This window comes from Bradyrhizobium paxllaeri (assembly GCF_001693515.2).
GTDB lineage: Bacteria > Pseudomonadota > Alphaproteobacteria > Rhizobiales > Xanthobacteraceae > Bradyrhizobium > Bradyrhizobium paxllaeri.
In genome coordinates, this window is record NZ_CP042968.1 from 2,921,348 (window position 1) to 2,945,282 (window position 23,935).

Annotated in this window: 23 protein-coding genes; 16 read left to right on the forward strand and 7 right to left on the reverse strand. The window is 62.6% G+C overall.

The genetic code is table 11. The annotated features are described in order from the left end of the window. Positions 1 to 27: 27 nt before the first annotated feature. Together LMTR21_RS13670 and LMTR21_RS13675 are read left to right on the forward strand one after the other, a co-directional pair. On the forward strand, positions 28 to 1,140 hold the full coding sequence (locus LMTR21_RS13670) for an alkene reductase (protein WP_065750055.1): 1,113 nt from the start codon (positions 28 to 30) through the stop codon (positions 1,138 to 1,140). Positions 1,141 to 1,214: 74 nt separating this feature from the next. After that, positions 1,215 to 2,135 (forward strand): Bug family tripartite tricarboxylate transporter substrate binding protein, encoded by a 921-nt coding sequence (locus LMTR21_RS13675; RefSeq protein ID WP_141688029.1) that lies wholly within the window; start codon positions 1,215 to 1,217, stop codon positions 2,133 to 2,135. Positions 2,136 to 2,177: 42 nt separating this feature from the next. On the opposite strand, the gene LMTR21_RS13680 is transcribed toward LMTR21_RS13675, so the two are convergent. Further along, positions 2,178 to 3,086 (reverse strand): LysR family transcriptional regulator, encoded by a 909-nt coding sequence (locus LMTR21_RS13680; protein ID WP_141688030.1) that lies wholly within the window; start codon positions 3,084 to 3,086, stop codon positions 2,178 to 2,180. A 138-nt stretch (positions 3,087 to 3,224) separates the two neighbouring features. Between LMTR21_RS13680 and LMTR21_RS13685 the strand changes: the two genes are divergently transcribed. Beyond that, a complete protein-coding gene (locus LMTR21_RS13685; protein WP_065750057.1) occupies positions 3,225 to 4,406 on the forward strand; it encodes a cytochrome P450 in 1,182 nt (393 codons plus the stop codon). A 10-nt stretch (positions 4,407 to 4,416) separates the two neighbouring features. Further along, positions 4,417 to 4,737: a 2Fe-2S iron-sulfur cluster-binding protein gene (locus LMTR21_RS13690; RefSeq protein WP_065750058.1), complete on the forward strand. Its 321-nt coding sequence runs from the start codon at positions 4,417 to 4,419 to the stop codon at positions 4,735 to 4,737. Positions 4,738 to 4,838: 101 nt separating this feature from the next. Here LMTR21_RS13690 and LMTR21_RS13695 read toward each other — a convergent pair whose 3' ends face one another. From LMTR21_RS13695 to LMTR21_RS13710, 4 genes are all read right to left on the reverse strand, one after another. Then, positions 4,839 to 5,381, reverse strand: coding sequence for a cupin domain-containing protein (locus tag LMTR21_RS13695; RefSeq protein ID WP_065750059.1), 543 nt, complete (start codon positions 5,379 to 5,381; stop codon positions 4,839 to 4,841). A 64-nt stretch (positions 5,382 to 5,445) separates the two neighbouring features. Next, entirely contained in the window at positions 5,446 to 6,561 is a 1,116-nt protein-coding gene (locus tag LMTR21_RS13700; RefSeq protein WP_065750369.1) for an alcohol dehydrogenase catalytic domain-containing protein, read from the reverse strand. A gap of 185 nt (positions 6,562 to 6,746) precedes the next feature. Beyond that, a complete protein-coding gene (locus LMTR21_RS13705; RefSeq protein ID WP_065750060.1) occupies positions 6,747 to 7,478 on the reverse strand; it encodes a GntR family transcriptional regulator in 732 nt (243 codons plus the stop codon). Positions 7,479 to 7,643: 165 nt separating this feature from the next. Beyond that, on the reverse strand, positions 7,644 to 8,840 hold the full coding sequence (locus LMTR21_RS13710) for an acyl-CoA dehydrogenase (protein WP_065750061.1): 1,197 nt from the start codon (positions 8,838 to 8,840) through the stop codon (positions 7,644 to 7,646). A gap of 167 nt (positions 8,841 to 9,007) precedes the next feature. On the opposite strand from LMTR21_RS13710, the gene LMTR21_RS13715 reads away from it, so the two are divergent. From LMTR21_RS13715 to dusA, 12 genes are all read left to right on the forward strand, one after another. Then, positions 9,008 to 9,910, forward strand: a complete 903-nt coding sequence (locus tag LMTR21_RS13715; RefSeq protein WP_065750370.1) for a VOC family protein — start codon at positions 9,008 to 9,010, stop codon at positions 9,908 to 9,910. A gap of 49 nt (positions 9,911 to 9,959) precedes the next feature. Then, positions 9,960 to 10,841, forward strand: a complete 882-nt coding sequence (locus LMTR21_RS13720; RefSeq protein WP_065750371.1) for an alpha/beta hydrolase — start codon at positions 9,960 to 9,962, stop codon at positions 10,839 to 10,841. Between the two features lie 2 nt (positions 10,842 to 10,843). Then, a complete protein-coding gene (locus tag LMTR21_RS13725; protein ID WP_065750062.1) occupies positions 10,844 to 11,893 on the forward strand; it encodes an Ldh family oxidoreductase in 1,050 nt (349 codons plus the stop codon). Positions 11,894 to 11,981: 88 nt separating this feature from the next. Continuing rightward, positions 11,982 to 13,583, forward strand: a complete 1,602-nt coding sequence (gene mhpA, locus LMTR21_RS13730; protein ID WP_065750063.1) for a bifunctional 3-(3-hydroxy-phenyl)propionate/3-hydroxycinnamic acid hydroxylase MhpA — start codon at positions 11,982 to 11,984, stop codon at positions 13,581 to 13,583. After that, entirely contained in the window at positions 13,580 to 14,437 is an 858-nt protein-coding gene (locus LMTR21_RS13735) for a fumarylacetoacetate hydrolase family protein (RefSeq protein ID WP_065750064.1), read from the forward strand. The genes mhpA and LMTR21_RS13735 overlap by 4 nt, the downstream gene beginning before the upstream one ends. 61 nt (positions 14,438 to 14,498) lie before the next feature. Continuing rightward, complete coding sequence (locus LMTR21_RS13740; RefSeq protein ID WP_065750065.1) at positions 14,499 to 15,479, forward strand: tripartite tricarboxylate transporter substrate binding protein; 981 nt, start codon at positions 14,499 to 14,501, stop codon at positions 15,477 to 15,479. A gap of 99 nt (positions 15,480 to 15,578) precedes the next feature. After that, a complete protein-coding gene (locus LMTR21_RS13745) occupies positions 15,579 to 16,898 on the forward strand; it encodes an amino acid ABC transporter substrate-binding protein (protein WP_246175452.1) in 1,320 nt (439 codons plus the stop codon). A 67-nt stretch (positions 16,899 to 16,965) separates the two neighbouring features. Then, positions 16,966 to 17,832 (forward strand): branched-chain amino acid ABC transporter permease, encoded by an 867-nt coding sequence (locus LMTR21_RS13750; protein WP_065750067.1) that lies wholly within the window; start codon positions 16,966 to 16,968, stop codon positions 17,830 to 17,832. Beyond that, positions 17,829 to 18,815: a branched-chain amino acid ABC transporter permease gene (locus LMTR21_RS13755; protein ID WP_065750068.1), complete on the forward strand. Its 987-nt coding sequence runs from the start codon at positions 17,829 to 17,831 to the stop codon at positions 18,813 to 18,815. Before LMTR21_RS13750 ends, LMTR21_RS13755 begins: the two co-directional genes overlap by 4 nt. Further along, positions 18,812 to 19,543, forward strand: a complete 732-nt coding sequence (locus LMTR21_RS13760) for an ABC transporter ATP-binding protein (protein ID WP_065750069.1) — start codon at positions 18,812 to 18,814, stop codon at positions 19,541 to 19,543. Before LMTR21_RS13755 ends, LMTR21_RS13760 begins: the two co-directional genes overlap by 4 nt. Next, entirely contained in the window at positions 19,536 to 20,261 is a 726-nt protein-coding gene (locus tag LMTR21_RS13765; RefSeq protein WP_065750372.1) for an ABC transporter ATP-binding protein, read from the forward strand. Before LMTR21_RS13760 ends, LMTR21_RS13765 begins: the two co-directional genes overlap by 8 nt. 129 nt (positions 20,262 to 20,390) lie before the next feature. Continuing rightward, complete coding sequence (gene dusA / locus LMTR21_RS13770) at positions 20,391 to 21,377, forward strand: tRNA dihydrouridine(20/20a) synthase DusA (protein WP_065750070.1); 987 nt, start codon at positions 20,391 to 20,393, stop codon at positions 21,375 to 21,377. Between the two features lie 101 nt (positions 21,378 to 21,478). Here dusA and LMTR21_RS13775 read toward each other — a convergent pair whose 3' ends face one another. Both LMTR21_RS13775 and LMTR21_RS13780 read right to left on the reverse strand, forming a co-directional pair. Further along, entirely contained in the window at positions 21,479 to 22,855 is a 1,377-nt protein-coding gene (locus LMTR21_RS13775; RefSeq protein ID WP_065750071.1) for an MFS transporter, read from the reverse strand. A gap of 44 nt (positions 22,856 to 22,899) precedes the next feature. Further along, positions 22,900 to 23,925 carry an amidohydrolase family protein gene (locus LMTR21_RS13780; RefSeq protein ID WP_065750072.1) on the reverse strand — a complete coding sequence of 342 codons (1,026 nt, stop codon included), beginning with the start codon at positions 23,923 to 23,925 and terminating at the stop codon, positions 22,900 to 22,902. Between the last annotated feature and the right edge of the window lie 10 nt (positions 23,926 to 23,935).

A 23,935-nucleotide genomic window follows, 5' to 3' on the forward strand; every position in this document is an offset into this window, starting at 1 on the left:
AGCGTGCGGCCTCTCAGGGCAGACATCATGGCAAGAAGCCTGTTCGATCCCGCGTCGGTGGGCGCTCTGCGGCTCCCCAGCCGCATCGTCATGTCATCGATGTCGCGCGATCGTTCGCCCGGCGGGGCGCCGACGGCTCTCAACGCCACTTACTACGCGCAGCGCGCAACGGCCGGACTCGTTGTTACGGAATCAACTGCGATTTCGGCGCGCGGCGTGGGCTGGCCGAACACGCCCGGCATCTATACCGAGGCCCAGGTCGCGGGCTGGCGGACGGTCACCGATGCCGTGCATCGCGCGGGTGGACGTATCTTCTCTCAGCTCTGGCATTGCGGGCGCAACTCGCATCCGCTGACGCAACCGGGCGGCGTCCTGCCGGTAGGGCCGTCGGCCATTCTGCCGCCAGGCACCATTCGCACAGCCGAGGGCCGCAAGCCGCTTCTGGTGCCGCACGAACTGTCAGCCGCTGAGATCGCCGGCATTGTCGAGGAATATCGCACGGCTGCGCGGAACGCTCTCGCCGCCGGCTTCGACGGCGTACAACTGCACGCGGGCAACGGCTTCCTGCTCGACCAATTCCTGCGCGACTCGGCCAACCGACGCACCGATGCCTATGGCGGCTCGGAACGAAACCGCTGCCGGTTCCTCATCGAAGTGGCGAAGGCGGTCTGCGAGATCTGGAGTCCGGAGCGCGTCGGTGTGCGATTCTCACCCACCAATCCGACAATCTATCATTTGCGCGACTCCGATCCGGCGCGGCTGCTCGCCACCGCGCTTGAGATGTTGAGCGAACTGCGCATCGCTTATGTGGATGTGGTGGAAGGCTCCACCACGGCAGAGCCGGCAACCCACGATCTCGACTATCCGGCGCTGCGAGGCAGTTTTAGTGGCGTCTACGTGGCCAACAACGGCTTTACCAGCCGCGCGCAGGCTGAACGGGCGCTCGCGAGCCATGCCGATCTGATCTCCTTCGGAAGGCTCTTCATCGCCAATCCCGATCTGCCGCGCCGGCTGAAGATCGGCGCCCGCATGAACCCTCTGAACCAGGACGAACTCTATTCGCCCGATCACCGCGGCTACACCGACTACCCGTTCCTTGACCACAACAATGAACAGAACAACGCCACCCCGGCTCAATAGGAGGAAAACCCGTGAAATCGATTCATCGCGGACACTCGCGTCGCGCCGTTCTTCGTTCGCTTCTTGCGGCTCCCTTGATCCTGAGTGGCGGAAGAAGCCTGGCGAAGGCCGGCTATCCCGAGCGTCCGATCCGTCTTGTCATGACGCTGCCGGCCGGCACCTCCGCCGATACCATGGCGCGCTTCATTGCCGAGAAACTCCATGCCGAACTGGGGCAGGCGGTGTGGGTCGACAATCGCCCGGGGGCGAGCTCCAACATCGGCTACCAGGCGGCGGCCACCGCGCCGGCCGATGGTTATACACTGCTCTACGGTCTCCTCTCGGTGATCCTCAATCCGCACCTCTTCAAGACGTTATCCTTCAAGCCATCGGACTTCACGCCGATCATCCACTTGCTGGACGTGCCCTTCGTGCTCGTCGTGCGCGCCGACTCGCCTTATCGCACCGTTCAGGAACTCATGCAGGCGGCCAAGGCGAATCCGGACAAGCTCACCTACCCGTCGTACGGCCTCGGCTCTGCCAATCATGTGGCCATGCTGCAAATGCTTCAGGTCACCGACGCAAAAATGATCCACGTTCCCTACAAGGACGGTGGCCTGAACGATCTCCTGGGCGGACGCATCGACTGCTCGCTGGACGTGACGGCCACGACCATTCCTCATATTACCTCCGGTGCCTTGCGCCCGCTGGTCGTGTCGACCCGTCAACGTCTCGAAGAGCTGCCCGACGTCCCGACGTTCGAGGAGGCACGATTGGGCGTGCCGCTCTATTCCTGGAATGGCATCTTTGCCCGTGCCGGTACGCCGCCAGAGGTGACCAACCGTTTGTCGTCAGCGCTCCAAACGATTGCGAGCCGAGACGACTTCCGGAAGAAGGTGAAGGAGTTCTTGCAGATTCCGCGCGGCGGCACCCCGGAAGAATTTGTCGCGTTCCTGAAGCAGGACTCCGACAATTGGGGCCGGATCGTCGCCAAAGCCGGCATTCAGATCGAGTGACTTGCTCCGGCCGTCGCTTCAGGATGGGCTGAAAATGTTCGCTCAGGCGGCAGTCTCCTTGGCCACTTCGGCAAGCAGGCCGCGCGCCCATTTGTGAAGGCCTGATCTGGCCGTTCTCGCGCTCCAATACATATCGATGCTGATCGGTACGCGGAACGGCATCGGCGTGATGTGCAGGCGGGTGCCTGACGCGCGCGCGAGCTGATGCGGGATCGAGGCGATCAGATGGGTGCCGGGAAGGATGCGCTCGAGGCTATCGTGGCTTGGCAGCGTGACCACCGGCTCGAGCACAATTCCCTTCGCCTTCAGGACGTCGAGATAGAGCGGTTGCCATTCGCCATTGTGGGTTATGAAGACGTGTTGCGCCTTGCAATAGGCCGAAAGCGTCATCCGGCCGCGCGCGAGCGGATTGCTCCGGTCCATCACGCAGACATAATGATCGGTGAGGATGTGCCGTCGATAGAAATTCTCGCCAACGATGCCGACCGGGCCGATCACGATGTCGCACTGGTTTTGCTTGAGATGGAGATTGCCGTGTCCGGCGGCGTCAAGCAGGACGAGCTTCACCTGTGGTGCTGTGGCGCGTAATCGCGCGCTGAACTGTGGGATCAGCGTCTGGCGTTCATGGTGATTGCAGGAGATCGTAACGGTGCCTTTCGCGACGGCGGGATCGAATTCCGCGAGTGAAGCAAGCCCTTCGATCTCGCCGATCGTCCCGCGCGCCCACTGCACCAGAGCCGCGCAGCGCTCGGTGGCCGCAACGCCATTGCCCTGGCGGACGAAGAGCGGGTCGTGAAAGGCGCCGCGCAATCGCTCGACGGTGTAGCTGATCGTGGACTGGTTGACGTCGAGCCGCTCTGCCGCGGCGGAGAACGATCGCAGGTCGTACACCAGCACGAGGGTGCGCAAGGCCCCGATGTCGATCGCATCGAGGGAGGAACTGATCGTCACGGCCACCTCCAGCATGCTTCCCGGCCGAGCCTAGCACAGGTCATGCAATATTTCGATAAGCTCCATTCAGCCCATCGAATTGAGCGGTCGTGTCTAGCCCGCTAGCCTTCCTCAAAACAAAATCCGGGGAGGAGACACATGGCAAGCGCCGCACCTGTCATCACGGACATCTCGTACACGGATCTGCTCGAGGATCCTTATCCGATCTTCAAGCGCGTTCGCGACACGGCCCCGGCCGTCTTCGTCGCAGCTGCAAATCTGACGCTGGTGACGCGCTTCGACGATATCATGAGCATCGAGCGCGACCCCGCGACCTATTCATCCGACAACCCCGCGTCCCTTGTGAACAAAGTGATGGGGCCGACCTTCATGCGCAAGGACGGCGCCGCGCATGCCGCAGGCCGCAAGGCGATTGAGCCGTCTTTCCGCCCCGGCACCATCAAGGAGCACTGGGCGCCGAAATTCACCGGGATCTGCGAACGGCTGATCGGGTCGCTCCGGGAAGCGGGCGAGGCCGATCTCTTCTCGGCGCTCGCCGCACCAATGGCGTCGCTCAGCCTGATGGAGATGATCGGCTTCAAGGCGATGCCGTGGGAAACGCTTGCCGAATGGTCCCAATCGTTGATCGACGGTGCCGGCAATTATTCGCGCGATGCAGAAATCGAGCGAAAGGCGATGGAGGCTGGCGCCGGCATCGATGCCGCGATCGAGGCGATGCTCGATCACCATCGGGCCAATCCCAATCCCTCGATTTTGTCGTCCATGGTGCATGCCGACCCGCCGATGCCGATCGAGGAGATGCGCGCGAACATCAAGGTAATCATTGGTGGCGGATTGAACGAACCGCGCGATGCGATCCTCACGCTCACCCTCGGCCTGCTCGAAAATCACGCGCAGAAGGAGAGCGTTCTCGCCAAGCCGGAGCTGTGGCCGACCGCATTCGAGGAGGCGATACGCTGGATTTCGCCGATTGGCATGTACCCGCGCCGCGTCACCCGGCCTGCGGATCTCGCCGGTGTCGCATTGCCGGAAGGCGTTCAGATCGGCCTCTGCGTCGGAGCCGCGAATCGGGACGATCGCCGTTTCATCGAACCGGACAGGTTTGACGTCTTCCGGCCCAAGCAATCGCATCTCGCCTTCGGCGCCGGCGCGCATTTCTGCGCGGGCACCTGGGTCTCGCGGCAGACCGTCGGCAGGATCGTGGTGCCGATGTTGTTCGAGCGCCTCGCCAATCTTCGGCTTCGCGAGGATGCCCCGCCCGTCATTCGTGGCTGGGTGTTCCGCGGCCCGGTGTCGCTGCCTGTTCGTTGGGATGCCTGAGGGGAGACAAATGCCCACAATCATTTTCGTCGCAGCTGACGGTACGACGCACGAGGTCACCGCCGTTGCAGACCAGTCCGTCATGGAGGTGGCCCTTGGTGCCGGTGTGCCCGGCATCGTCGCCGAGTGCAATGGCGCGGCTGCCTGCGCCACATGTCACTGCTACTTCGATCGCGCCTATGTCGACTGTATCGGCGAAGCCGGCGAACATGAGAATGAGATGCTGGACTTTACGGCATCCGAGCGAACGGCCGACAGCCGTCTGAGCTGCCAGGTGCGCATCGTCGCTGCAATGGAAGGCATGACCGTGCGTGTGCCATCCGCTCAGTAGCAGACGTTGCAAGGAAGCATATGACCGGCCGGACGCCGATGCCCACACGGGCATAGAAAGCAGCCATGGCGATGCGCCACGGCTGCCTGTCGCACTAAAATCTACGCGGCTTTAGCGCCCATGAGCACGAAGGCGAGGGTTGCGGGGCGGTTGCCCTTGTTGCGCCAGCCGTGCCGCGCACCTTGCTGCACGAAGGTATCGTGCTGCCTGAGGTGAACCGTCTCACCATCGTCGAGCTCGAGCCAGATCTCGCCGTCGAGCACGACGCCGTAGTCAACAGTCGGCGTGGTGTGCATGCCGGGATTCTCCAGCTCGAACGTCTCGGCGATGCCGGGCGCTGCCGTCACATGCTCGGGTCCGGCCTTCGCCGGATCGAAATCCGGTGACATCATCACGCTATCAGGCGGGAAGGTGACGACAAGGAAAGCCGAGCCGCCTGGCGCAGGCAACAGGCTGGCGCCGGCAACGGACATCGGGTCCTTGCCATTCGCCGCCAGCGATGGCGTGCCGGCGGCCATCCAGATCGGCGCAGAGACGAATCCCGGCGTGTGCTTGAGAGCCATTTCACGCGGCGAGGTGCCGTCGCTTACCACGACGGATTTTCCTGCGGCGTTCTTGCCGGTGACGACGCGTCTGAAACTCATGTTTCCTCTCCTTGAATGTCGTTGTCAGGGCAGGGCAGCCGAGGCGCGGACGGCTGCCGCTTGCTCAGGGATAGATGACGAAGTTCGAGAACCCGCCGTGCCGCTGCGCGATGCCGGAAATGGCCTCGTTCACTTCGGAGAGGCGACGTCCCTGCGTCTCGAGCATCGACAGGTCCACCGCGCCTGCGGCTACGAGGTCGGCCATTTCCTGTCCTTCCTGCGTGGTGAACCAGGCGGAGCCATAGAGGCGCTGGTTGTGGTCCATCAGCCAATGGACGTCGATCGCGACCGGTCCCATGACCGCTCCGATATCGACCGCGATGCCGCCACGGCGCAGGCCGCGAAGGCCTTGCAGGAATGTCTCGTGCAAGGCGCCCGGCCCAAGACAATCCAGGAAGGCGTCTACGCCTTCACCGTCCGTATGCTTCATGGCAAAATCGGTGACGCTGCCGTCGTCGATCGAGAAGACTTCGATCCGCGAGGGCGCAAGTGCCTTGACTTCCTGCAGCAGCTTGCGGTCGCGGCCGGTGCCGAGGATCTTCCTGACGCCCATGGCCGGACCAAAGATCGCCGCGGCGATCCCGAGCGTGCCGCTGATTCCGTTGACGAGGATCGTGTCGCCCGGACCGGCATTGGCCTTTTTCAGCGCCGAATAGACCGTGCCGAGATAGCCCAGCCGCGCCGCCTGCTCGTAAGCCATGTTGTCGGGGATCTTCACGATCGCGGAGGAGGGAGCGACGGTGTATTCGCTCAAACCTCCGATCGGGTAATCGGCAAAGGTCTGCAGCGCATCTTCGCTGAAGCCGAAATAGCCCTGGAACGCATAGTGCTTGCAGGAGATGGAATCGCCGCGCCTGCAATGACGGCAAGTACCGCATGAGCGTCCAGGATTGATGTAGACGCGGTCGCCCGGTTTCAGCCCGTGTACCTGCCGGCCCACCGCGGCGATTTCGCCGGCCGGGTCGAGCCCGAACACGGCGGGAAGCGGCGGCTGCGGCATATGCGGAAACCAGGTCGGCCAGTTGGCGAGGATGTTGCCGAGGTTCGGCACGATCCCGCAGGCCTTCACGCGAACCAGGACATCCATGTCGCCCGGCCTTGGTGTCGGCAGTTTTTCCAGCTTCAACTCGCCGCCCACCTTGTGCATCCGGGCAGCGGTCATCGTTTCAGATACGGCCATCGGCTTCCTCCCATTTTTGATTTTGGACAGACCGGCGCGAAGGCCCGGCTGCATTCTGGGATCTACCGTGGCATCATATTTTCGAAATTGCAATATGTTTTCGTAATTGGTTCGAGCGGGCGCGCGTAAGCGTCTCCGGGCCATGGCCGGTCGAGCGAACAGAAGGGGGAGCTTACGAGTGCTGTCTATTCAGCCGCGACGTGATCGGGCCGTACCTGACGGGCCTCTTCGTGCGCCACAAACAGATGTCCGGCGTGCTTGATGACGTTCTCGGTCGTCTCGCGAATGTGGCGTTCGATCAGTTCCTGCGCCGTTGCCGTATCGCGCGCGACAACCGAGTCCATGATCATCTTGTGCTCGACATCCTTGGCGCGCCACTTGGTCCTGAACTGCGACGACATCCGTCGGTAGCGGTGGGCGCGTTCGAAAAGCTTTTGGCGGATTTCCAAAAGGTTGGGGGAGGCGCAGGCGGCAACGAGCGAAAAGTGAAAATCGCCGTGCAGTTTGCCCCATTCTTCCGACAAATAGTAATTGGAGCCCAGCCGAGTCTGCAGCCGGTCCATCCGGTGGAACGCGCCGATGATGTCCGCCTCCCAGCCGTCGTCGCCGTTCTTGATGGCGAGCGCGAGGCATTCTCGTTCGACGAGCACGCGAACATAGGTCAAGTCATTGAGGTCGTCGATCGAGACCGGCGCAACGACAAAACCGCGCTGGTCTTCGGCGATCACCAGTCCTTCCGCGACCAGGCGCGACAGCGCCTCGCGCAGGGTCGAGAAGCTGACGGCATACATCTCGCGCAGCCCCTCAAACCGGAGTTTTGCGCCCGGCTTGAGCGCGCAGCTGATGATGTCCGCGCGCATCCGGTGCAGCACGTCCGCCGCGCGTGTTTCGCCTGCCGGTTTGAGCTTCTCGCGCATCAATTGCCTTCCTGGTCGGTGTTCACTCCAAGATAGGCTGATTTTCGAAAAAATCAAACCACCCGTGCCCGGCTGTGGCCGGAACGGAGGAGGGATCCCTGTGACCCACCCCTCCCGGGACACCTGTGCGTCCGGTTCGGGCGCCGCGGCGCGGCCCTTTGCCCGTCAGCCAAAAGCCTGGAGCCCGGTCTGGGCGCGGCCGAGGATCAGCGCGTGCACGTCGTGTGCGCCCTCATACGTGTTAACCGTCTCCAGGTTCAGCATGTGGCGCATGACATTGAACTCATCGGAAATGCCGTTGCCGCCATGCATGTCGCGCGCGAGCCGCGCGATCTCCAGCGCCTTGCCGCAATTGTTGCGCTTGATCAGGCTGATCATCTCCGGCGCCATGCGACCCTCATCGAACAGCCGCCCGACGCGCAGCGCCGCCTGAAGCCCGAGCGTGATTTCGGTCTGCATGTCGGCTAGCTTCTTCTGGTAGAGCTGCGTGTGGGCCAGCGGCCGTCCGAACTGCTTGCGGTCGAGCCCGTATTGACGCGCCGCATGCCAGCAGGCTTCGGCCGCGCCCATCGCGCCCCATGCGATGCCATAGCGCGCGCGATTGAGACAGCCAAACGGGCCGGACAGGCCTTCCGCGTCCGGCAGCAGCGCGTCTTCGTTCACCTCGACGCCGTCGAGCACGATCTCGCCCGTCACTGAAGCGCGCAACGAGAGTTTTCCCTCGATCTTCGGCGCTGAAAGGCCCGCCATTCCTTTCTCCAGAACAAAGCCGCGGATCTTCCCGCCATGCGCGTCGGACTTCGCCCATATCACGAAGACATCGGCAATCGGGGCATTGGTGATCCAGATCTTTGCGCCGTTCAGCCGATAGCCGCGATCGATTTTTGTCGCGCGTGTTTTCATGCCGCCGGGATCGGAGCCTGCATCCGGCTCGGTCAGGCCGAAGCAGCCGATCCACTCACCCGTGGCGAGCTTTGGAAGATATTTGCGGCGCTGTGCTTCCGAGCCATAGGCATGGATCGGATACATCACCAGCGACGATTGAACCGACATCATCGAGCGGTAGCCGCTGTCGACGCGCTCGACCTCGCGCGCGATCAGGCCGTAGGCAACGTAGGAGGCGCCGATGCCGCCATACGTTTCGGGCACGGTCACGCCCAGCAGTCCAAGCTCTCCCATCTCGCGGAAGATCGCCGGATCGGTGCGCTCATCGCGGAATGCCTGCCGGACCCGGGGGCTGAGGCGCTCCTGCACATAGGCGCGCGCCGTATCCCGAATCATTCGCTCGTCTTCGCCGAGCTGCTCCTCGATCAGGAATGGATCGTCCCACACGAACGGACCGCTACCTCCTGCACTTGCCATGACTCTCTCCAATGCTTGGAACCCGACCCCGCGGTCACCCCGCCGGCTTGCCAGCTGGGCACTTTGCACAAATTTTCGAAATAATCAATTTTGTTCGAAATTACCTTGCCTCATGCCTCGCGATGCGGTAGCAGGACATCAAACGCCGAAGAGGCCGGGAGGTAATGATGCAGCATCTGGTGCACGCGATCGGGCATGTGAAAATCAATACGACCGTCCCCGAGGCGGTCGTGCGGGATGCGACCGAGATCCTCGGCTTGCATGTGACGTATTCCGACGAGCGTCAGACATGGCTGAGCTCCAACGGTCGCGCTGCTGAGCTGGTGTTGCTCCGTTCGGATGAGAACGCGACGCACACGATCGGGCTGGAGGCGCTCACCGTCGAAGCCGTGGCGGAGGTGGCATCCCGGGTCGAAGGCGCAGGCTGCCGCATCCTCTCGCGCGAACCGAGCCTCAAATGCATGGCCGCGGGCGTGACCTTCGCAACGCCGGAAGGCCTTCGCTTCGAAATCCACACACCGACGCGCGATCAAATTTATGGGCGAAGGTATCCGACCCACGGCGTCGGACCGAACCGCATGGATCACCTCAATCTGACGTCGCCCGATCCGGCAGCGACGCGCCGCCAGCTTGAACAGATCTGCGGCCTTCGCCTGTCGGAACGCATGGTCGACGACAGCCTGAGCTGGATGTATGGCGGCAACCGCCAGCATCACATCGTGGGTGTCGTCCGCGGCAAGGTCGGGCTGCACCACTACTCCTTCGAGTTCAGGGAGTTCAACGATTACCTGAAGCTCGGCGATCTCCTCGACCGTTTTGATAAACAGATGATGTGGGGTCCGGGCCGCCACCGGCCGGGTGACAACACCTATGCCTATTACACCGATGCAAGCGGCGCGATGGTCGAGTGCTCCGGCTCGATGGCGCTGATCGCCGACGATGCGGACTTCGTTCCAAACGTCATCACCAGCCTCGAACGTCCCGGCAATGTGCGCTGCATGAATGTCTGGGGCACGCCCGCGCCGCTCGAATGGCGCCAGCATCATTTCCCCTTCACCGCCATCAAGTGACGGCGCCCGCGCCCGCCGGAGCCGGCAAAGAATTACGAGGACCATGCCGATGCAAGAAAAACTCTCTTTCCGTTCCGACGGGCTCAAGCTTTCTGCCGTTCTGCACGTGCCTGATACGAGAAAGCCCGGGCAGCGGCTGCCCGCCTTCATTGTCCTGCACGGCTTCGTCGGTTCGAAGGACGAGTCCCACGCTGAAATCCAGGCGCGGATGCTGGAGGAGATGGGCTATGTGGCGCTCCGCTTCGATTTTCGCTGCTGCGGCGAGAGCGAGGGCGAGCGCGCGCAGGTGCGCTGCTTCGATCAGGTGGCTGACGCCAAGAACGCGCTGTCGTTCCTCGCCGAGCGGGAAGAGGTCGATCCCAAGCGCATCGGCGTGGTCGGCCACAGTTTTGGAGCGGCTGTCTCGGTTTATTCGGCCGGCATCGACGACCGCTTCGCCTGTGTGATCTCCTCCTGCGGCTGGGGCGATGGCGAACGAAAATTCCGCGGCCAGCATCCGACGCCCGAGGCCTGGGCGAAGTTCACCGGCCTTCTGGAAAAGGGGCGCCGGCAGAAGCAGGAAACGGGCGAGAGCATGTGGATTTCCCGTTTCGACGCCGTGCCGATTCCCGAACATCTCCGCAAGAATCTCTCGCCGAAGGCGATCATGGAGATTCCGGTCGAGACGGCATGGAGCATGTATAATTTTCGCGCCGACGATGTCGTAGGCAACATCGCGCCGCGTCCGATCCTGTTTCTGCATACCGCCAATGACACCATCACGCCGACCGAGCAGTCGATCCGCATGTTCGAAAAGGCCGGCCAGCCGGCCGAACTCGTCCTGATATCCGGCACGTCGCACTTTCCGCTCGCGCCGCAGGATGCGCCGCGCACCAAGGCGATCATCAAGGGCTGGCTCGACAAGTTCTTTCCTTCGCCGCTCGGAGCCTGAGCATGGCGGAAGTTTCGGACATGGTCGCGATCGACGCCGATAGCCTCCGGACCTTCGCGGCCGACCTTCTCGGGGCCGGCGGGTTTTCGGCCGACCAGGCCGAGCAGACGGCGGATGTGCTGGTCTGGGCCAATCTGCGCGGCGCGGACTCGCACGGCGTGCTGCGGATTCCGCGCTACGTCGAAATGGTCGAGCTTGGGCTGATCAACCCCAAGGCCGAGCCGGGCCAGGTTTCGGGAAAGGGCGCGGTGGCGGTGATCGATGCGCAGCGCGCGCCGGGCGCGGTAGCGATGAATCTTGCCGCACGAACTGCAGCGCAGCTTTCGGATCTGCATGGCATCGGCTGGTGCGCGGTTCGCGCGATCACCCATGCCGGCGCGATCGGATATTACGCGCAGCAGGCCGCCCGCACGGGCCACGTCGCGATCGCCATGACGGCCTCAAAGCCGTTGATGATCTATCATGGCTCCCGGGCCGAGGGGGTGTCGACAAACCCGATCGCGATTGCCGCACCGACGATCGATCCCGATCGTCCCTTGCTGCTGGACATGTCGACCGCGTCGGTCGCGATCGGCAAGATCATGGCCGCAAGGGATGCCGGAAAGCCGATTCCATCGGGCTGGGGCGTCGATGAGAAGGGCGAGGAGACATCCGACCCGCGCAAGGTCAAGGCTGTGTTGCCGATGGCAGGCGCCAAGGGCTCCGGTCTTTCCTTGATGATCGAGGTGCTCGCCAGCCTCATGGTGGCGAACCCTCTCATCAGCGTTGCCTTGACAGAAGGGCGTGATCCCGGTGGCAACGGCCTTGTTGCCGCGCTCGACCCGTCGGCATTCGGGAACGACTTCACGCTTGAAGTCGATCGCCTGCGCTCGGCCATCAAGGACCTGCCGCCGGCCGCCGGGTCCTCCGGGGTCTATCTGCCCGGCGAACGCGGCTTCGACGAGATGGAGAGACGTTCGAGCACCGGCGTGCCGCTGGTGCAGGGGACGCGGTCCAGATTGCTTGCGCTTGCGAAAAAACTGAACGTCGCGGTACCGCAAGGCCTCGCTTAGTCGCCAGCGCTGACGCGGTACGGCACAGATCATCGAGAATTAGCGTCGCATTTGGCGCGTTCGCCGCCATTTGCGTGGAGACAGCGAGATGTCTGGAATTGTTGATGTGGCGGTCATCGGTCTGGGCCCGACCGGCGCCATCCTCTCGGCCTTGTTGGGCCGCAGCGGCATCAATACCGTCGTCATCGACAAGTCGGACGACATCTTTCCGTTGCCGCGCGCGGTCAGCTTCGATCACGAGGTCATGCGCGTCATTCAGAATCTCGGCCTTGCCGATGCGATACAGCCATATGTCGTGCCGTATCCTCCGACCGAATATCGCGGCGCCGACGGCAGGCTCATCGCGCGGTATGAATCTCTGCCGCCGCCGTATCCGCAAGGCTGGCAGCCGAGTTTCATGTTCAAGCAGCCGCCATTCGAACGGGCGATTCGCCGATCCCTGGCGGATCTGCCGACGCTGGACGTCCGCCTTGGCACCGCGCTGACGGGCCTAAGGCAAGAAGACGATCATGTCCAACTGGACATCATGAGCGGCTCGGGCGGCGCCGAAAAACTGCACGCCCGCTATGTCGTCGGATGCGACGGCGGAACAAGCCTGGTGCGAAAGCTGATGGGCATCGGGTTGGAGACGCTCGACTTCGACGAGCCATGGCTCGTCACGGACGTTCTCGTCAACGACAACGGCCTGGGCAAGCTGCCGCAGAACATCGTGCAGTATTGCGACCCCAAGCGTCCGACAACCTATGTCGTGGGATCCGGTAACCATCGCCGCTGGGAGTTCATGTTGCTGCCCGGAGAAACGGCGGAGGAGATGAACCAGGAGGCCGCGATCTGGCGGCTGCTCGGACGCTGGTTGACGCCAGAGGACGGAGAGATCTGGCGGGCGACTACTTATGTGTTCCACGCGCTCGTCGCCAACGAATGGCGTCGTGGTCGGGTCCTGCTGGCCGGCGATGCCGCCCACATGACGCCGCCCTTCATGGCGCAGGGCATGTGCCAGGGCGTACGGGATGCGGCCAACCTCGCCTGGAAGCTCGCGCTGGTGATCAGGGGGCAGTCAGCGCCGGACTTGCTCGATAGCTATCAGCGCGAACGCCGCGCGCATGTGAAGGCGACCACCGAAACCGCGAAATCGCTGGGACGCGTCATCTGCGAGCTCGATATGGCAAAGGCAATCGAAAGGGACGCGCGCTTGCTCCGCGAGATGGGCGATCCGCCGGTGACGCAATATCGTCAGAACCTCATCCCCGGGCTTGACGAAGGGACGCTCTGCTCCGATCAGGGCGCGCCCGTAGGCCTGCGCTTTCCGCAGCCGGAAATCGCGCGCGAAGCAGGCGCATGCCTGCTGGACGATATGGTCGGCGCCTCGTTCCGCCTGGTCGTGTCTTCCGACATCGCTCGCCGCGATATTCCCGAGGCGTTGCGGCGAGCAGTCATTGCGCTGGGCGGCGCCGTCTTGTCATTGGCGGACGCCGGGTTTTCTCAGTCGCTCGGAGCAGGCGAATGGTCGATCGTGGAAACCGGCGGGATCTTGAAGGCCTGGTTGTCCGACCACGGCTTGGTGGCCGCCCTGGTGCGCCCCGATCACTATGTCTTTGCGGTCGCGAGGCAACTGCCCGACCTGAACGCGATGAGCGATCTGCTTGACGGGCACCTCCACTCAACCATCAGGGACAGGATCGACGCATGAAACTGTTGTCGTTTTCCGAAGGGCGCGAAAGCTGGGGTGCGGTCGCCGGAGAGATCGTCGTCGATCTCGGCAAGGTCCTCCCGCACTATCCGACGCTCGCCGACTTCATCGCCAGTGCCGATTACATCAGGCGCGATGAGATCGTCAGCGCCGTAAAGTCGGGCCCGAAGCTCTCGGAGGTCAGCTTCCTGCCGGTCATTCCGCGACCGGAGAAGATCATCTGCGTCGTCCGCAACTATCTCGACCATCATAACGAGGCATTGGCCTCTGGTCTGAAGCGGGAGATCACGGAATATCCACCGATCTTCCTGCGCGTCTGGCGTTCCCAGGTCGGCCACAATGAGCCGATCATCCGGCCGAAGGTCTCGGACCATCTCGACTGGGAAGGCGAGATGGCGGTCGTGATCGGGAAGGCGGGCCGTCATATCAGTCAGGCCGACGCGTGGGGTCATGTCGCGGGCTACTCGATCTTCAATGATGTCAGCGTACGCGACTGGCAACGACATGCCCAGCAGATTGCATCCGGCAAGAATTTTGTCGGCACCGGCCCGTTTGGGCCGTGGCTGGTGACGCCGGACGACATCGGCGATCCGGCAAAGCTCAGGATCGAGACACGGGTTAATGGGGCGGTGATGCAGTCGTCCGATACGTCGATGCTGATCTTTCCGATCCCGCGGCTGATCGAATACTGCTCCACGATCTTCGACCTCGTTCCGGGCGATGTCATCGCCACGGGAACACCGGCCGGCGTCGGCTTCGCGCGCAAGCCTCAGATATTCCTCAAGGCCGGTGACGTCGTCGAGGTGGAGATCGAAGAGATCGGCGTGCTGCGCAATCACGTCGTCGATGAATGAAACGCCGCTCATAACCCACCGATCTCGGTGGTCAATCAAATAAAACGGGGAGGGTGCATTGATGAAATGGATGAAGCGGTTTGCGGGAGCCGTCACGATGGCCGCAGCATGCATCCTGACGGCGACGACAATTTTGGCGGACGATTACCCTTCCAGGCCGATCCGTCTCCTCCATGGCTTTGCCGCCGGCGGGGCGGCCGACACGATGTCCCGCATCGTGGCGGAGGGCCTTGCCAGGAAATTGGGACAACCCGTCATCGTCGAAGCCAAGCCGGGCGCGGGCGGAAACATTGCCGCTGATGCGATCGCCAAGGCGACGCCTGACGGTTACACGATCGGTCTGGTCACCGGTGCGCACGCGATCTCCGCGGCAATCTACAAGAGCCTGAGCTTTCAACCGGTCGAGAGCTTTGGGATGATCTCGACGCTCGCCTATTACGGGCTGGTCATCGCGGTGCGAGACGACCATCCCGCGAAGTCGATGGCCGACCTGATCGCGATGGCAAGGCAGAAGCCTGGCGGGCTCAGCTTCGGCTCGGTCGGCTTTGGAAGCACCCATCATCTCGCGGGCGAACTTCTGAATGCGCGGGCTGGTATCGATCTGCTTCACGTGCCCTATCGCGGCGATTCCCAGTCCACGACGGCTTTGCTCGGCGGGGACGTGCCGGTCATCATCGGCACGCCCGTGCTGCTGGCGCCGCAGATCCAGAGCGGCGCCGTTCGTGGCCTGGCAGTGACCTCTTCGACGCGGATTCCTCTGCTCCCGAATGTGCCGTTGGCCGAGGAAGCCGGTGTGAAGGGATATGACGTTCGTACCTGGGCCGGCTTGTTGGTGCCGAAGGGAACGCCGCCGGTGCTCATCGCCAGATTGAATGCGGCCACGCTGGAGGTGCTGAGCGATCCGAACGTCAGGAAGCAGCTTGAAACGGCGGTCGGCGGCGAGGTGCGCGGCAGCTCGCCGGAGGAAATGAAGGCACTTGTCGCGGCCGAGATCGCAAAATGGTCTGACGTGGTGGAGCGGGCCAAGATCCCGCGGATCTGATCTCAATATTCGACAACGCCGAATGCGCGATGCTGCGCCCTGCGATCGCTGAATCGAACCAGCCGGCTCCCCGCGCGGCGCGTTGTCGCTCCCAACACAATGCGACTTGCCATTGTTTTCGAAATAAATAATAATATCGAAAATATAAAAACATTCCGAAATTGGAGGCGGCGGACAGTCGATCACGGCGTCCAGCCGATGAAAGCAGGGGAGGATTTAATGCTCAGACGGACGTTCAATTCGTTGATGGTTTCGGTCGCGCTGTTCAGCCTTGGCGCTGGAGCAGCGATGGCCGAGGAAACGCTGAAAATCGGAGTCAGCGCGTCCAAGACGGGACCGCTGACGGCGGGCGCAACCGCCGTCTACTGGCCGAATATGCAGCTCTGGGTTCACGACGTGAATCAGAAGGGCGGCATCAAGATCGGCGAAAAACGCCTGAAAGTCGAACTTGTCGAATACGACGACAAGAGCGGCCCCGAAGAAGCCGTCAAGAACATCCAGCGGTTGGCGACGGTTGACAAGGTCGACTTCATCGTCGCGCCCTATACCACCGGCATCAACCTGGCGGCCGCGCCGCTGATCGCGCGCTATGGTTATCCGCAACTCATTGCCACCGGAAACGCCAACGAGTTGGAAACGTTCGTCAAGCGTTGGCCCAACTCGTTCTGGCTGCTCGGCAAGGCGTCGGATTTGTCCAGCGGCATCGTCGGGACATTGAAAACCCTGCGAGACAAGGGCCAGATCGGCAACAAGGTGGCGCTGGCGCATGTGGGCGAAGCATTCGGCCTGGAGATGATTCAATCGGCCAGGCCTGCGTTCAAGACCGCTGGCTTCGACGTCGTCTACGAGACATCATACCCGATCGGCACCCAGGATCTGGCGCCGATTATCAGCGGCGCCAAGGCGGCCAAGGCGGATGCGTTCGTCGCTTTCTCATATCCGCCGGACACGTTCGCGCTCACCGAGCAGGCGCAGATCCAGGGCCTGAATGTCGATGCTTTCTATGTCGGCGTAGGTGGGGCCTTGAGCGGCTACGCCAAGCGTTTCGCCAAACAGGCTGAGGGCGTGCTTGCGATGGGCGGCATCAATCCCGCCGATCGCGCATACAAAGATTATCGTGAACGCCACAAGCAAGTGACCGGACAGGAGCCGGACTATTGGGCCAGCCCGGTGGTCTATGCATCGCTCCAGATGCTTGAGCAGGCGATCGAGAAGGTCGGCAGTAAGGATCGCGCCGCGGTCACCAAGGCGATCTCGACCGGGACATTCGACACCGTCATCGGCAAGGTCTCTTTCAACAACAACATTCTCGGCCGGGTCTGGACCGTAGGGCAGTGGAGTAATGGCGTACTCCAGGGCGTTAACGGCCTTGGCGTGGACGGTGCCAACGCGCCGGTCAAAAAGCCAGCCTGGAACTGATCCGAAGATGCGATCCGGCGCGAAATGATCGCGCCGGATGCGTCGCTGATGTTTTGGGACGGTTCACATGCAAATCCTCGTCACGGGCCTTCTGCTCGGCGGAACCTATGCGCTGATCGCGCTGGGGCTCACGCTGCAATACGGCGTCGCACGCATCATGAATCTGGCCAACGGCGAGACACTCGTAGCCGCATGCTTCGTTGCGTTCTGGTTGTTCACGGTCGTGGAGGTGAATCCTCTCATCGGCATGCTTGCGATTGCTCCAATCGCCCTTGCGCTGAACTGGCTGATCTATGCCGGCCTCATGCAGCCGCTGGTGCGCCGCGCAAAGAACCGGGGCATGCTCGAAGTCGATACGATCCTGGCAACCTTCGGCCTCTTGTTCCTGTTCCAGGGCCTGATGTTGCTCGGTTTCGGTGGAGGCTATTTCAGCTACAAGTTTCTGGCCGAACCGTTCCTGATCCTGGGCGATTCATACGGGCTGAATCGCGTCGTGGCTTTCATCGCGGCTGCAAGCGTCGCGGCTCTGCTTTATCTCTTCCTTTATTGCACCAGGTACGGCACGGCCATTCGCGCGGTTGCCGTCGATCCCACATCGGCCCAGCTCGTGGCCATCGACGTTCCCAGGATGGCCGGGTTTGCCTTTGCCCTCGGTGGCGCGCTGACCGCTTGCGGCGGAACGTTGCTCTCCACGTTCTATACGTTCAACGCCTCGATGGGTGTCATCTTCACCATGAAGGCGCTGATCATCGTGATCATGGGCGGTGTGGGCGATGTTCGGGGGGCGACGATTGCAGCGTTGATCCTCGGCGTGGCCGAGACCACCGTTGCCAGCCTGATCGACCCCGGCCTGACGCTTGCGACCAACTATGCGCTGTTCATTCTGGTGCTGCTGTTTCGGCCGCAGGGCATACTAGGGAGGGCCTCGGCATGACGGGCCTCCGTCGCAACGAAATGGTGGTTGCCGGCGCCAGCCTTGCCGCAGCCGCGTTGCTCTCGCTCCTTCCGCTGGTCAGCGAAGGGTTCGCTCTGTCACTTGGAGTCAACCTGATGCTCTATGCCGCCATGTGCACGGCATGGGCGCTGTTCTCGGGGCCGACTCGCCTTGTATCGCTTGCAAGTGCCGCATTTTTCGGAGTTGGGACCTATTCGGTCGCCTTGGGACTGGATTCTCTGCCATTTGGTACGCTCCTCCTCGTTGCAGCGTTGGGCTCGGCGGCGCTTGCCGGGCTGGTGGGGGCCGCAACACTAAGATTGTCCGGCGTCTATTTTGTCATCTTCAGTCTTGGACTCGCCGAGCTCATCCGGCAGATCGTCGCCTGGTCGCAGTCGCGTTTCGCGCACAAGATGGGACTCTACGTCTTTACCGATCTCACCGAGCGCGATCTCTACTGGATGCTGCTTGCGCTCACGTCACTGGTCTTTGTCGTCGGCTGGTTGATCAACCGATCGCGCCTGGGTTTAGCCCTGCGCATTATCGGCGACGACGAGACGGTGGCCCGGCATGTCGGGATCGCGACCGCCCGCACCAAGATTATTCTCTTCATGATATCCGGCGCGTTCATCGGTGTCGCCGGCGCGATCAGCGCCCCGCGTTACGCCTATATAGAGCCACAAGCCGCCTTCAACCCGATGATCTCCTTCCAGGTCGTGATCATCGCGCTGCTCGGCGGCACCCGGCGGCTATGGGGTCCCCTGGTCGGCGTTGTCCCCTTCATCATCCTGATGGAGTTCATCACCTCGCGTTTCCCGAACCACAGCTCGGTCGTTGTCGGTGTCGCGTTCCTGGCGATTGTCTATCTCTTGCCCGACGGGGTGACGGGCCTGTTGGAACGCCTGCGCGATCGAATCCTGCGCCGGGCCGAGCCTGGTGTCTGCAACGCAACTCGGAACGAAATCGGGGAGAAGGCGGCATGAGCGCTACCTTGCTCAGCGTCTCACAGGCGCGCAAGGCGTTCGGGGGGCTGATCGCCGTCAACGAGGTGAGCTTCGAGGTTCGCGAAGGCGAACTCATCGGGCTGATCGGGCCCAATGGTTCGGGCAAAACGACGATGCTCAACCTGATCTCGGGAGCGCTCCGTCCGACATCCGGAGAGATCAAGCTTGCAGGCTGCCGCATTTCAGGGCTACCGACGGAGATGGTTGCGCGGGCGGGCATCGCCCGCACGTTCCAACTCGTTCGCGTGCTTCCGTCGATGACCGCGATCGAGAATGTCATGGCAGGCGCGGTGTTCGCACGGAACCGACTGTGGGGTGCGCGCGCCCACGATTTTGCCGGTGATCTCCTGGGCCGGGTGGGCCTGACGGGTCGCGAGAACTCCCCGGTTTCGGCAATGACCTACATTGACCAGAAGCGGGTCGAACTGGCGCGTGCGCTGGCCGCCGATCCCCAGCTCCTGCTTCTGGACGAATGGCTCGCCGGACTTAACCCATCGGAGCTTCTCATCGGCATCAACCTCGTGCGCGACATCAACCGCGAGGGGCGGACGATCATCATGGTCGAACATGTGATGGATGCGATCCGGACCCTCTGTGGTCGCTGCGTCGTGATGAATTCCGGCGTCAAGATTGCTGACGGGGCTGCGGCGGCGGTGCTCGCCGATCCCGATGTCATTCGTGCCTATCTCGGAGATGACGATGCTTGAGGTAAGCAATCTCGGCGTTCGTTATGGCCACCACACCGCGTTGCACGGGGTGTCGCTGCACGTCAAGAAAGCCGAAATCTCCGTCATGCTCGGGACCAACGGTGCCGGCAAGTCGAGCCTTCTGAAGGCGGTCGCCGGCATGATCAGGACCGAGCCTGGAACCGAGATCCGCATGAACGGCCAGGCGATCGCGGGAATGGCCGCGCATCGAATCGTGGAACACGGCATCGCGTTGGTGCCCGAAGGGCGCGGCGTATTCGGCGAGCTTAGCGTCGAAGAGAACCTCGCACTTGGTGCCTTTGCAAAACGCGCGCGCGCCAGCGAACAGTCGACGCTCAGGCTTGTCTACGATCTCTTCCCGCGCCTCACCGAACGCAAGCGGCAACAGGTGCGCACGATGTCGGGTGGCGAGCAACAGATGGTCGCGATCGGCCGCGCTCTCATGTCTGCGCCCGACATTCTGATGCTGGACGAGCCCTCGCTCGGCTTATCCCCGTTACTGTCAAAGGACCTGTTCAAGTCGCTGAGGAAGATAGCTGCGAGCGGCTTTGGCATCCTGCTTGTCGAGCAGAATGCCAGGCTGAGCCTGAAGATAGCGGATCGCGGCTATCTGATCGAGAATGGCGCCATCACGGGCGAAGACAGCGCCGACAATCTCCGCCACAACCCCGCAGTCATCAGTGCCTATCTCGGCGGCCGCACCGACCAGGCGCCGTGAAGCCGCTGCGATGCTACTTTGCATGGGGTTGTTTTCGATATTTTAGTTGGATCGGACATGCTCCGCGGACAGGCAGGGTTTCGAAAACGTCTTGTTGCATTGAACCAGTGTTGCGATTAAGCAATTGAGATGGAATGGAAATTCTCCGTCGCCCCGATGATGGACTGGACCGATCGGCATTGCCGCGTCTTCCACCGTCTAATGAGCCGGCGTGCGCGGCTCTATACGGAAATGCTGACGACCGGCGCCATTATTCATGGCGATCGCAGGCGGCTGCTCGGGTTCGATACAAGCGAGCATCCGGTGGCGTTGCAGCTCGGCGGTTCGGTTCCGGATGATCTCGCTACCGCTGCGAAGATCGGCGAAGACTTTGGCTACGACGAAATCAATCTCAATGTCGGCTGTCCGTCCGACCGGGTGAAGGACGGCCGCTTCGGCGCCTGCCTGATGGCGGAGCCGGCGCTGGTCGCCGACGGCGTGGCTGCGATGAAGCGTGCGGTCAGGATTCCCGTCACGGTCAAATGCCGGATCGGCATCGATGACCAGGATCCGGAAGTGGCGCTCGATGTGCTGGCGCGCGGCGTGGTCGCGGCCGGCGCGGATGCGCTGGTCGTGCATGCCCGAAAAGCCTGGCTCAACGGATTGTCGCCGAAGGAAAATCGCGACATCCCGCCGCTCGATTACGACAGGGTTTACCGGCTGAAGGCCGCGATGCCGGATGTGCTCATTATCATCAATGGCGGTATCGGCAGCATTGCCGAAGCGAAGCGGCATCTGGAGCATGTCGACGGCGTGATGCTGGGGCGGGCGGCCTATCAGGAGCCGTGGCGCCTGCTCGATGTCGATCCGGAATTGTTCGGCGAGGCGGCGCCGCACGCCACCATGAAGGACGTCTTCGAAGCGATGTTGCCCTACATCGAAGACCAGTTGTCCCAAGGCGCAAAGCTGCATTCGATGACGCGGCACTTCGTCGGCGCATTTCACGGCGTGCCGGGGGCGCGCGCCTTCCGCCGTCATCTCGCGGAGAAGGGCGTCAAGCCGGGTGCCGGCGTCAATGTGCTGCGCGATGCGGTCGCGCTGGTCGAAGATCGCGTATCGGAGCCGGTCGCGGCGTAAACGTCGCGTTTTCGGTTCGCATGAAGAAAACGTGTCAAAACTAAAATCCGGCTCCGGGACAGTTCGCCCCGGAGCCGCACGTTCCGCATCAAGACCTCATCTCAGGAGGCGGGCTGTGCAACCTTGCGCAAGCCGGCCGTCTCTTCAAGGCTGTTGGAAGCGACCGCCGCCGGCCGCTTCGCCAGCAGGATGATCGCGCCGGCGGCGATCGCGGAGATGCCGATCGACAGGAACATCGGTGTCGGGCTCTGGTAGTATTGCTGCAGCGCGCCGGCGACGAATGGACCGAGAATGGCGCCGACCCGGGCGACCCCGAGTTCCATGCCGACCGCGGTGGCGCGCACGCCGGTCTCGTAGGACGCCGCGGTAAAGTTGTTCAGCACGAACTGCGCGCCGATGATGAAGAAGCCGGCGGCTGCGACCGAGGTGATGTTGACGATGTGGACGTTCATCACCGCCAGCGACAGCACGGCGAGGCCGCCGAACGCCCACCAGGTCGCGATCAGCCCGCGGCTATAGCCGGACCGGTCGACGAGATGGCCGAGCACGAGCCCGCCGACGAACGACATGATCTGCATCAGCGCGCCGAAGCCGAAGCTTGCCGCAAAGGTTTCGCCACGCTGCATCATCACGGTCGGAATCCAGCCCGACAGGCCGAAGATGCAGAACAGGCTGAGGAATGCCGACGCCCAGATCGCGAGCGTGGTCCGGCGATACTTGGCCTGCAGCAACGTCGCGACCGAATTGGCCGGCTTCTCGGACTCTCCCACGGCAATCTCAGCCGACTTGTAGAGATTGGCGCGCTCGGGCCGCAGCCTGGTCAGCATGCCGCGGATTTCGTCGACGCGGCCCTGCAACGCCAGAAACTTTGGCGATTCCGGCAGCATCAGGTGCATGAAGGGCAAGAGCAGGAACGACAGCGAGCCGATCCAGTAGAGCGATGTCCAGCCGAACACCGGGGTTGCAAACACGCCGGCGACACCGGCGAGCGTTCCGCCCAGCGCCCAGCCGAGGGCTACGCCCCACAGCGCAAACGTGTTCGCCACGCGCCGCGGCGCCAGCTCGTTGATGTAGGTGGTCGCCAGCGGCAGCAGCACGCCAAGGCCGATGCCGGTGAGGATCCGCAGAATGCAGAACGACAGGAACGAGTCTGCCGAGGTCGCAGTCAGCAGCGTGAAGATGCTAGTGATCCACAGGCCTCCGAGCAAGGTGCCGCGGCGGCCGAACCGGTCGGCAATGATGCCGTGGATCGCCGCCCCGATCAGAAACCCGACCAGCCCGCTGGAGATCAACAGGCCCGCCTGGCCGGCCTGCAGGCCCCATGGCTTTGCGACGTAATGAATGACGTAGGCCGGATTGAACGTGTCATAGCCGTCGAACAGCGTCAGCAGTCCCATGATGGCGCCGAGGCGCCAGTGAAATTTTCCGACCTTTGCTTCGGCGAGTTCTTCGTGAAGATCGATTGCCTGCGCGGCCATGGCCGTTTTCCCTCCCAAGATGGTATGTGTCGTTGTGATGCCGCTTATTCCGCGGCTTGATGGATGCCGTGCCCGGCGACCGTGGTTTCGCCGAGATCGAGCTTGAACAGGTCGATGGCATTGCGCCGGCCGATCTTCAGGCGGTCATTTTCGCTGATGCTGGCGCTGTTGAACCAGTCGGAGGCGTGATCGACATTTTCGAACGGCCAGTCGACCGAGAACAGGATGCGGTCGGCTCCGATCTCCAGAATTGAATCGATCAGGGTTTGCGTGCGGAAATTGCCTGAGGTGGTCAGGAAGAAGTTGGCGTTGAAGTAATCGCAGATCTTCTTCTTGGCCTTGTGCTTCGGCGGCGCCTTGACCCAGCCGTTGCGATGATCGACGCGCCACATGCTGTAGGGCAGGCCTTCGCCCATGTGGCCGAGGATGATCTTCAGTTTCGGATAGGCATCGAACAGGCCCGATCCCATCAGCCGCAGTGCATGCACCGCGGTCTCCTGTCCGAACGCCCAGGTCGGGCCCATCAGCCAGGGATGTCCTTCATAGATCGCGCAGTCTTCCGGCAAGGGATTGCGTGGGTGCAGGTAGAAGGGCAGGCCGGTCTCTTCGACCTTGGCCCAGAACGGCCAGTATTGCGGCAGATCGTAATAGACCGGCCGCTTGCCGTCGCCGATTTGCGAGAAGCCGTTGACCAGCGCGCCGCGGAAGCCGAGCGTCTTGATGCACCGCTCGAGCTCCTTGATCGCGAGATCCGGATCCTGCATCGGCAGCGCGGCAAAGGCCTGAAACCGCGACGGCCGCTTTGCCACCTGCTCGGCGAGGAAGTCGTTGGCGCGGATCGCAATCTCGTTGGCGTGCGCGACATCGGGAATCGCCTGAACCGCCGGCGCGTTCAAGGACAGGATCATCATCTCGATGCCGTGCTGGTCCATCTGCGCCAGCCGCTTGTCCTGGATGTCAAGCAGGCGATCCTTCAGCTCCGGCCAATAGGATTCCGGGACGAAGCCCGCTGAATCCATCAGCGTGTCGGGAATAGCGAAATGTTCCTCTAATGCGATCTTGCCCTGCATGTCGTCCTCG